Origin of the sequence: Actinospica acidithermotolerans (assembly GCF_018139625.1) — a bacterium.
Taxonomy (GTDB): Bacteria; Actinomycetota; Actinomycetes; order Streptomycetales; family Catenulisporaceae; genus Actinospica; species Actinospica acidithermotolerans.
This window is the reverse complement of record NZ_JAGSOH010000049.1, coordinates 39,761-49,084: the sequence shown is the minus strand read 5'-3', so window position 1 is coordinate 49,084 and position 9,324 is coordinate 39,761. Positions and strand designations below refer to the sequence as shown.

Here is a 9,324-nt window from a genome sequence, read left to right as displayed (position 1 = left end):
GGTTGGAGATGTTCGCCGGGCGGGGCGGTGACGGTGGGGGCGCGCCCGGCGGCCTGAGCGGCCTTGCGAGTCTCGAGCGCGATGACGTCGAGCGAGAGTGTGCCGAGTCCGAGCGCTGTGCGGATGCCGTGCTGGACGTCGGCCGGGTGGTTGTGGCGGTGCAGCAGCAGGATGTGGATCAGTGCCCGTGTTCCGTCTTGGTCGCCGAGGTCTTTGCGCGCCTTGGCCCAGTACGCCTCGTGTTCGGAGGTGAAGGCCCCTTGTGCTCGGGCGTGGTGGAGCACGCGTGAGCCTTGGAGGGCTCCGGGACGGCCGAGCAGGATCCCGAGGTAGTGGTCGAGTTCGACCTTCTCTTCTCCGCGGGCGATCAACCGCCGGTGGCGGGCGACCTCGGTGACGCCGTGGTAGATGAGAAGGTCCTCGGCGCCCAGCATCACCCGCAGGCGACGGCCGATGAACCTGGCCGGCACTGAGTACCGGTTGGCCCGAACGTTGATCATCGCGTAGCGGTCGGTGACGCACGAGAGCTGCAGGCGAGTGTCGAAGGGTTCTGTCGGCAGGGGCTTGAGGAGCTTCGCCTCGGTGGCGAAGTCCTGGCCGATCGAGCGGGAGCGCTGGCCGATATGACGGTGCAGTTCCCGCTCCTGCCACTCGTCGATCATCGAGTTGAGCTCGTCGAGATCGGTGACGGTCGGGGGCGGGGAGAGGTAGGTGCGGCGGAAATACCCGATCTCGCCTTCGACCCCGCCCTTCTCATGCGCCCCGGACTTGCCGGGCTGGCAGTACCAGACCGTTAGCCCGTGGTGCTCGTGGAACGCCTTCCACCGCGGGTTCTCGACCCGGTCCCGGGAGCGGTAGACGACGCTGACGACGGCCGGGGTCAGGTTGTCGTAGCGGATCTGTCCGGCCGGAACGCCCCCGAGCACCCGGAAGGCGTGCGCGTGCGCGTCGAGGAAGACCTCCTGTGAGCTGGAGGGATAGGCGCGGTGGATCGCGAAGCCGCTGTAGCACAGGCGCAGTACGAACAGGTAGCACTTGACCAGTTGGTCGCCGATGCGCACGAACAGTTCGCCGAAGTCGACCTCGGCGTCCTGGCCGGGGACGTTGAAGCGCGGAACGAATCCCGGCAGCGCCGCCGGCACCGAGAACAGCTCGGCCTCCAACTGACGGCGACGCTTGCCGACGTAGTCGCGCACCGCCCCGTAGGCGGCGGGGCAGCCGTGCTCCTCGCGCAGCCGCGCGGTCATGCGCACGAGCGTCTGGCGCTGCTTGACCGGCAACGACGCGTCCTGCCGCAACCAGGAGTCGATAATCTCGTGAAACGGTCCCAGCACCGGTGCCTGGCGCTCGGGAGTCTTGCGCTGATGTGGGATTGTCGAGGCCAGGGCGCGTCTGACGAACTTGCGCCCGACCCGGTGCTTGCGCGCGAGCGCCCGGATCGACAGGCCTTCGACTTCGCGATCCCGGCGAACCCGGCGTATCAGTTCTTCTACGGGCAATCCCACATGAACCCTCCCTGATGCGGTGAGATGGGAAAAGCATTGCACCGCAAGAGAAAGTCCGGGTCCACTTCGAAACGACACACATGGCGTACCCCCGCGCACGCCCCCTCGATGGGCTCAGATCAGGACGTCAAAGCGGGCTCCGCAGAAGACGTCACAGCCAGTGGCGCATGCACGGGTGCTTGCATGACCGAACGTGCCGGGCGGCGCCACAGGCGGCCGGGTCACCGCAGCCGTGCTGGTAGCGCGAACGCTTGATCTGGAAGACACGCACCGTGCCGGCATCGAGATCAACGCATCCCCAGCGCATGCCGAGGGCCTCGGCCTGGCGCAGTCCGAGAGCCAACGCGACCGACCAGCGCGCGCCGTTGCGCAACGAAGCAGCGGAATCGAGCAGGGCGCGCGCCTGGGCTCTACTGAGCGGCTCGATCTCCGCGTCCCGGTGCGTTGGGGCATCGACAAGTCCGGCAACGTTGCGCTGGACCTGCCCGCGGCTCAGCGCCATTTTCAGAGCGCGCGAGATGATCTGATGCAGCAGCAGCACGCTCTTGGATGAGAGACCTGCCCGCGCACAGGAGGTGTAGAACTCGTCCAGGTGCTGCGGTAAGAGCCGGTCGAGTCGGTGACGGCCCAGCGCCGGGATGATCCACCGCTCAACCTTGGGACGGTAGATCTCGTCCACCGTGCTCTGCTGAGCCGTGCGCGGCGCGATGGTCTCGAGCCACGTGCGCATCCACTGAGCGACGGTCGGGATCCGTGCGGGGCCCACCACGCTCCCGGCATCCCGTAGCGCTTCGAGCTTCCCGATCTTTTCCAAGACTGTGTCCTGGTCTGGTCCGCTGACGTGGCGTCTATCCGGTGAGCCGTCGACTTTGAGGCCGACACTCACGCGGCCGTGCCACCGGCCATCCGATCCGAGGTAGCAGGACGATTCACCGTTACGACGTCGACCCATGCTCTTTCTCCACCAATACGTCAGCGTGCGCTGCCTGGCCGCGAGCAGATGCGGGCAGGCGAGTGGCACCCTCTGCACAGAAGATCATCTTTTCATGATCTCGCGGACTCCCGCGAGGCCAGGCACACGCCGTTTAGGCCGCATGGGGCCAATGGCGGCGCAGGTGGACTCGGGGAGCGGTGCCCCACGTCTTTGCAGGCGCGGCGCGGCCACCTACCTTGAGCGGCACGCCGAGGGCTAGGGTGCGTTTGAAAAGTGGGTTGCGCACGAAGGCGCTGGTCACGATCCGATCACTGCAGTGTGTCGCAGCATGCGTATGAACGAGGTCTCCGGTAGGTGAGTTCATCGACCAAGAAGACTCTCACCTGCACGGAGACCTCGGGTGGAGACGATACCTGCTTTCGCGCGCCATGACCTGACCGACGCACAGTGGGCGGTGCTCGAACCGCTGCTTCCGCACGGCAAAAGGCCTGGTCGCCCGATGGTGCACAGCAAGCGGCGGCTGATCGACGGCATCCGGTGGCGCACCCGGGCCGGGGTGCCGTGGCGGGATGTGCCGCCGTATTACGGGCCGTGGCAGTGCGTGTACTGGCTCTACCGCCGCTGGCAGCTCGACGGTGTCTGGTCCGCGATCCTCACCGCGCTGCAGGCCGGGGCGGATGCGAATGGGCTGATCACGTGGAACTTGTCGGTGGACTCCACCGTCACCCGCGCACACCAGCACGCCGCGGGCGCCCGGCGCGATCCGGGCGCCCAGGTCGAACCGCCCGTCGGCGAGCCGGCCGACCACGGGCTCGGGCGCTCACGGGGCGGACTGACCTCGAAACTGCACGTGGCCATCGAGCAGGGCCAGAGGCTGCTCGCGCTGGTGCTCACCGCCGGGCAACGCGGTGACAGCCCCCAGTTCGCGCCCGTCCTGCGCCGCATCCGCGTGCCGAGGATCGGCCCCGGGCGCCCGCGCACGCGCCCGGACCTGGTGCTGGCGGACAAGGCCTACTCGTCATGGGCCAACCGGCGCTTCCTGTCTCGGCGAGGGATCAAGGGAGTGATCCCGGTCAAAGAAGACCAGAAGGCGAACCGGAAGAAGAAGGGCTCGCGCGGTGGGCGCAAGCACGCCTTCGACCGGGAGCTCTACAAGCTGCGCCATGCCGTCGAGTGCGGGATCAACCGCCTCAAGAGGCACCGCGCGGTGGCCACCCGCTACGACAAGCTCACCGTCCGGTACGAGGCCACCGCACAGATCGCAGCCATCAACGACTGGTCATGAGCACACTATTCAAACGCACCCTAGGGCAGATCGCTGACGATCGAGAGGGTGGGCGGCTTCGACTCCGCCGCCTCGTAGGCGGCGATGGTCACCGCGTTCTCGAGCAGCTTCCTGTTCTGGTCCCAGATTTCATCGGCCATTTCCTGGATGCCCGCGACCGTGCTCAGGCAGGACCCGAAGGCGTTCCCGACCTGCTTGTACCCGGCGCGTTTGTCAATGTGGGGGTTCTTGGCCGCGGAGTCGCAGGCGCGGCGCGCGTTCTCCATCTGGGTGATCGCGGCGCGCGAGGACCGGTTGGCGTCGCGCGCGCCGTATGCGTCGCCCTTGCCTTCGGGGACGTAGCGCAGCGTCTTCTCCCGGCGGCGGGCGGGATCCTGCGAGTAGCCGTAGTCCTCGATCCGCGCATGGCGCAGCTCCGCCGCGGCGCGGGCGAGGCGGACCGCGGGGCCGAGCCGGTGCTTTGGCACGCCGGAGCCGCGCGCGATCTGACTGCTCGTGAACTCCGTCAAGGGGAACTTCTCCAGGAACGCGAGCACGTCGGCCGCGTCGCGGTTCACCTGCGACTTCAAGGGGGTCTGGGTTGCACGGTCGCGGGGCATCTACGGGGTCTCGCTTTCTTCCAGGAACGCCTTCAAGGCTGCGTCGCTCAAGTCGGGGTGGTTCGTGGCGACCAGGTCGCGCACGTCCTCGAGCGCGGAGCGCGTGGTCTCGCAGAAGTCGGTGATCGCGGCAACCTGCTGCGGAGCGAGGGCTCCGGGGTGCTTCCTAAGCAGCGCCAGGGCGTTGAGCACGCTCATACGGGCGGCGCCGAGATCCTGGAGCACCCGGGACGAGCACTGCCCCTCGAGGCTCTCATCCTCGCGGCCGCCGTGTCCGGTGGCAGCGCCGTCCTGTTCGGGCTGGTTTTCGCTGCGAAGGTGCTCTTCGAGCGCCACCCGGTTGGCCTCGCGGTCGGTGCGGTCCGACTGCTGCTGGCGCCTCTCGTACTCTTCGAATGCCTTCTTCGCCGCCTTGTACGTGCGCTCGTCGGCGATGATCGCAGCCGTCACCGCCTTCGGGTGGGCTGCCACGAACGCACAGGACTGGGGCCGGATGCCGAGGGACTCCGACTCGCGTTCGATGGCCTCCAGGCGGGCCTCGGACATGTTGTACGCCTCGTGCCCGCGGTAGTAGCCCTCCTCGCCGTAGAACGGGGTCGCCGCCGCGTCGGGCAGCTGCACCGCGGTCTCCCGGTCCAAGGAGGCCGAGGCGGGCACAATGCCGTCTGCGGCGGCGCGCTCCCAGGCGCGCAGGTAAGCCCTCACGCGCTTGTCGGAGGTGCGGGCACGGCGCGCGAACTCGTGGACGCTGATGCGCCGATATGCGGTACGCGCGCGCGGCTGTCCGAGGCCCACGACGCTGTCATCGACGGGCTCGACGCGCCGGGCGACGAGGTAGGCCTGCCTCCAGCCGACGTTGCGGTCCAGGGACGTGAACAGCGTGACGTCCTCGTCAAGGTCCTGCTCGCTGTCTTCGATCACATCGAGGGCCACAGCGCCCCCGCCCGACCCGCGTCGCCCGTCGAGCGGGCGGGCCGCCGGTTGCCACCGGACATCACGCCGCCACCTCGTCGAGGCGCCCGTCGTGCTGGGCGGGGATAAGCACGGCGGGTTCGGCGTTCGGAGCGATACGCGCGCCGAGCCGTTTGGCGAACATCGCGATGCTCGCATGGGCCAGGGTAACGGCGGTCCGGTTTCGCTCGTCTTCGAGGTCGGCCGAGATGAGGTGACCGAATCGAGCATTCAGCGCCCTGATGCTCTCGTCGATCGCGCACACCGCCCGGGCGAACGCCGTCTCCTCAGCCACGGCGCGATCCGGGGCGAGCCCGAGGCGGCCCTCCTCCCGTTCGCGCCATTCGCGCTGCTTGGCCCGCTTGGCCGACACCACGTCTGCGATCGCGCGGTCCCTCTCCGCGTTCTCGCGCTGCTGTGCGGCCAGGTAGCTGAAGAACTGCTCGCGATCGGGCCCGGGCGCGGTCTCCTCGAGGTGGGCGAGGAATCCCTCTTCGGAGCCGTCCGGCCCGAACAGATCCTCCAGCCTCGGGCCGAGGCCGATCGCCATCTGGTAGGCGGTCGGGGTGATCTGGGCGACGCCCGAAGCCTCCGCCTCCTCGATCATCCGCAGCAGGGTGTGGTAGCTCTCGTCGTACGGGACTTTGAGCCGATTCGCCCGCGCGCCGATACGCAGGACCGTGTAGGACACCAGGACCGGGCTCGCGCTGATCCGCTCGCGCACGGGCGGCGTGCACATCCTCGAGGTGTGCGCGTACTCCTGCGCGCTGCGCAGGCTCTTGCCCAACCGGTGGGCGTCCTCGCGCATCTCGGCACTCGGCATGCGTCCGAACACGTCGCCGAGCCAGAGCCTGCTATCGCGCTCACCGGCGGCATCGCGAAGCGCGCGGGTGAATTCCAGCTCTGTCATGCCCACGGCGACCTCCACGAGACGGCGAAGAGTACTTCAATCGGCACGCAGTGTATTTGCCGTGTGGGCGAACCGGATCGCGCTCCGTCAACGCGGCTCCGCGCTGAGAAGGCACGGCGCAGCGCTGTGATCGGCCGCGATCGCGCCCGGGACGTCAGGCGATTCCACCCTTACGGGCGAGCGCGCTTCAGCGTTCGCCAGTGGAGTGCGCTGCACGCGCTTTCCCGCATGCGCTGCTGCACGCTACCGGTCAGGGATCAGGAACCTGATGGTGTCGAGCGGGGTCGGCAGGCTCGCGGCGAGCACCGTGCCGAGTTCGAGGAACGGCAGCCCGGCGCCGGTCAGCCGGCGGGTGATCGCCGTTATGGCCAGTCCGACGGCGATCAGTGCCAGCGCCGGGACACGCGCTCCGACTCGTGCGACGATGCCGCGCCGCCGACTCTCGGGAAGCGTCTGCGCGTAGGTGTTCAGCTCCCCGTGCGCCCATGCCCTGAGCATGTCCTGGGCGGGCGCGCAGGCCCGGGTCAGATCTGCGGTCGAATCCGCGGTGAGTACCGTCGCCGCCTGCGCGAGCAGGTGCGCGGCGAGCTTCTCGTTCCTGTGGCGGCGCGCCGAAAGCAGGCTCCGGGGTATGCGGCCCCGGAGCTCGGCGGTGGCGTAGTCCGCCAGCACCCTGGCGGCGCAGGAGCGCAGTGACTGCGCGAGCACAAGCAGTTCGGCCGTGCACGGCGTGATCGCGCCTTCAGCGCAGACGCGTTGCGCGCGGAGCGCGAACGCGACGAGCACGAGCATCGCCTCTTGCGGCGCGGGCGCTCCTGGCTCCGAGGCATGACTCGCCAGCGCGAGTTCGTGGATTCGCCGTGGCCCCAGGCGTTTCGCGAGGCACATCGCACAGAGCCTCACGAGAGCCGCGAGAAGGCCAACGAGCGAGACGCGTAATCCGCCGCGGAGCACGGCGTCTTCCGAAGGCAGCAGCGTGGACAGAGCGCTGAGCACCACCAGTGCGCCCATGCACGCCTCGGCGGCGCGCAGCAGGAACCGGAAGGCGGCACGCTCGTCTGCGCCCGCGTCGTAATGCTCGTACCAGCGGAGGTAGGCGTCCTCGACTTTGCGCGCCAGCGCCGCCTGGTCCACAGCCTGCGCGCGGGCGATGCGACGTGCCCTGCCCGCGCGCCTCGGCCACCGCCTGCCGACGCTGCCGATCCCCGCCTGAGCTTGCACCCGCCCCCATCACAAGGGTGCATCCTAGCCGCCGCCGGCGATTGAAGCAGAACCCTGAGGCGAGGTAGTGGCCGGACGCAGTGCGGGGAGCCGACTGATCGTGGTGGCAGGGCCGCGACTCGAAGGCCCGCGGACGCCGAGGCGGCCCGCCCGCGACGCCGCGCCCTGGGCGCCAGGCAATCGCCTGGCGCCCGGGAACCGAAGCGGACACCGAAGGCCGCAGCCGCCCGTCACTGGTCGACCCTCGTTGCGTGCTTGGCCATTCTTCGACGCCGGGATCCGACTTTCCGCAGGTCGACGAGACGCTCAAGAGGTGGTGGGGCCGCGCCGTGCACCACAAGGCGGGCCACGTTTGGGTGACGGTTATTTGCCCGCAGCCGATCGCCGTCAGTACCGTTCCCGATCAGGCACGCAGAGTAAGAGGCGAGGTGGCGGCATGACGACGTACGCGGTACCCCATGCTCCGACCCAGCCCCCGCAGCACCCGATGCCCTCGCGCCGCGTGTCGGTCACCAACCAGATCAAGCTCCTGATTGCCGCGGCGATACTCGGCGGCCCGCGCCTGAAGGCCTTCAGCATCCACGACGCGACCAGCCAGGTCGGCGTGGCGATCGGGCAGGCGCGCTACAGCACGCGCTTCTTCGTCGAAGCCGGACTGTGGGACACGATCGGAAGCGGGATTTTCGCGCCTTCGCAGGCCGGCCGTGACTTCGGAATGTGTTGGGATTCCTCGCGTGACCGTGCGCGGGCCGTACTCGCCGACCGCTTTCGCCGCATGTGGTTCTACCCGACGCTCCAGCGGGAGCTGGCAGGCGAGCCTCTCCCGGTGGAGAAGCTCGAAGCCGCGCTCCTGGCCGACGGCGGCGGCCACCAGCAGCACATTAAGTTACTCAGGAGCCTGCTTGAGTGGCTGAGCGTGGCGGTGCTGATCGAGATCGGAGACGACGGCATGGTTGCGGCGGGGCGGTTGCTGGCGATCGATGCGACGACTGGCACCGAGTCCGGCACAGGTGAAGCTCGGCCGGAAACCGAGTCCGAGGCTGGGGCTAGGCCGGAAACCGAGCCCGAGACTTTCGCAGCCCCGGCTGCCGAGGATCCCCGAGAGGACGTGCGCGTGGAAACCGAGCCGCGGCATCGCGTGACGATTCCGGCACAGCGCCGCGCGTCCGTCCTGATGGAGCTGACCTACGAGGCTGTCAGCACACTCGCCCCCGAGGAGATCCCGGCCTTCATGAAGGCGCTGGCGGTCTTGTCCCAGGGCAACGGCGAATCGGTGCTCCATCGCTGCGAGTGAGAAAGGCGGTGCCCGCGCCGTACGACGCGGGCACCAAGCATGGGCGTGCAGGTGCGCCGGCGGTGCCTGGAAGCCAAGCCGGCGAGGGTTCGAGTCCCTCTACGTCCACGTGAACATCATGCCAGTGCTCTAAGCACAAAATCCCGCGAACGGGTGAATATCGCTGCGCGATTCACCCGTCAGCTGCCTGTCCCGTCACCCGTTCCGGCGTCCGTGCGCCGCTGCGCCAGCGCGCCGAGACCAGGCCAGATCTCCGCGCCCAACGCGGCCTCGATCCGCGCGACCGTGCCGATATCCACCAGCACCCGCCCGGCCAGGAGCCGGGAAACGGTGGTGTGGCTCACCCCTGCCCGCTCACCGAGGGCGCGCAGGCTGGTGTCGGACGCCGCGATGGCGTACGCCAGCTTCCGCGCGAGCGCGAGCCCGTAGTAGGCCGAAACCGGCGCGTCCTCGCGCAGTGTGACATTCGGCCACGTCCCATCGGCTACGTAAGCCTCGGGGACGTCGTCGCTGCGCACCTGCGAATCTTCCCATACCTCCATCTGGCTCCTCCAGGTTGTCGGACTCCCCACCCCGCCCCAGGGTGGTGCATGTATGCACCATACTCTGACGGGGAGTCACCTCG

The 9,324-nt window shown here is 68.8% G+C and carries 9 protein-coding genes; 2 read left to right on the top strand and 7 right to left on the bottom strand.

All coding sequences use genetic code 11. The annotated features are described in order from the left end of the window. Together istA and KDK95_RS17645 are read right to left on the bottom strand one after the other, a co-directional pair. A partial coding sequence (istA, locus tag KDK95_RS17650) for an IS21 family transposase (RefSeq protein ID WP_212519289.1) occupies positions 1-1,505 on the bottom strand: 1,505 nt, incomplete at its 3' end. 151 nt (positions 1,506-1,656) lie between these two features. After that, a complete protein-coding gene (locus KDK95_RS17645; protein WP_212519288.1) occupies positions 1,657-2,319 on the bottom strand; it encodes a tyrosine-type recombinase/integrase in 663 nt (220 codons plus the stop codon). 520 nt (positions 2,320-2,839) lie between these two features. Between KDK95_RS17645 and KDK95_RS17640 the strand changes: the two genes are divergently transcribed. Beyond that, a complete protein-coding gene (locus KDK95_RS17640) occupies positions 2,840-3,724 on the top strand; it encodes an IS5 family transposase (protein WP_212519287.1) in 885 nt (294 codons plus the stop codon). 20 nt (positions 3,725-3,744) lie between these two features. Here KDK95_RS17640 and KDK95_RS17635 read toward each other — a convergent pair whose 3' ends face one another. The 4 genes from KDK95_RS17635 to KDK95_RS17620 all read right to left on the bottom strand — a co-directional run bounded on the left by KDK95_RS17635 (position 3,745) and on the right by KDK95_RS17620 (position 7,405). Continuing rightward, positions 3,745-4,323 carry a hypothetical protein gene (locus KDK95_RS17635; RefSeq protein WP_212519286.1) on the bottom strand — a complete coding sequence of 193 codons (579 nt, stop codon included), beginning with the start codon at positions 4,321-4,323 and terminating at the stop codon, positions 3,745-3,747. Beyond that, complete coding sequence (locus KDK95_RS17630; RefSeq protein ID WP_212519285.1) at positions 4,324-5,256, bottom strand: hypothetical protein; 933 nt, start codon at positions 5,254-5,256, stop codon at positions 4,324-4,326. It lies immediately after the preceding gene. 61 nt (positions 5,257-5,317) lie between these two features. Further along, a complete protein-coding gene (locus tag KDK95_RS17625) occupies positions 5,318-6,184 on the bottom strand; it encodes a hypothetical protein (protein WP_212519284.1) in 867 nt (288 codons plus the stop codon). Positions 6,185-6,427: 243 nt separating this feature from the next. Beyond that, positions 6,428-7,405: a hypothetical protein gene (locus KDK95_RS17620; RefSeq protein ID WP_212519283.1), complete on the bottom strand. Its 978-nt coding sequence runs from the start codon at positions 7,403-7,405 to the stop codon at positions 6,428-6,430. A gap of 436 nt (positions 7,406-7,841) precedes the next feature. Between KDK95_RS17620 and KDK95_RS17615 the strand changes: the two genes are divergently transcribed. After that, positions 7,842-8,699: a hypothetical protein gene (locus KDK95_RS17615; protein WP_212519282.1), complete on the top strand. Its 858-nt coding sequence runs from the start codon at positions 7,842-7,844 to the stop codon at positions 8,697-8,699. 179 nt (positions 8,700-8,878) lie between these two features. Here the strand turns inward: KDK95_RS17615 and KDK95_RS17610 are convergent, their stop codons facing one another. Next, a complete protein-coding gene (locus KDK95_RS17610; RefSeq protein ID WP_212519281.1) occupies positions 8,879-9,241 on the bottom strand; it encodes a helix-turn-helix domain-containing protein in 363 nt (120 codons plus the stop codon). Positions 9,242-9,324 lie beyond the last annotated feature (83 nt).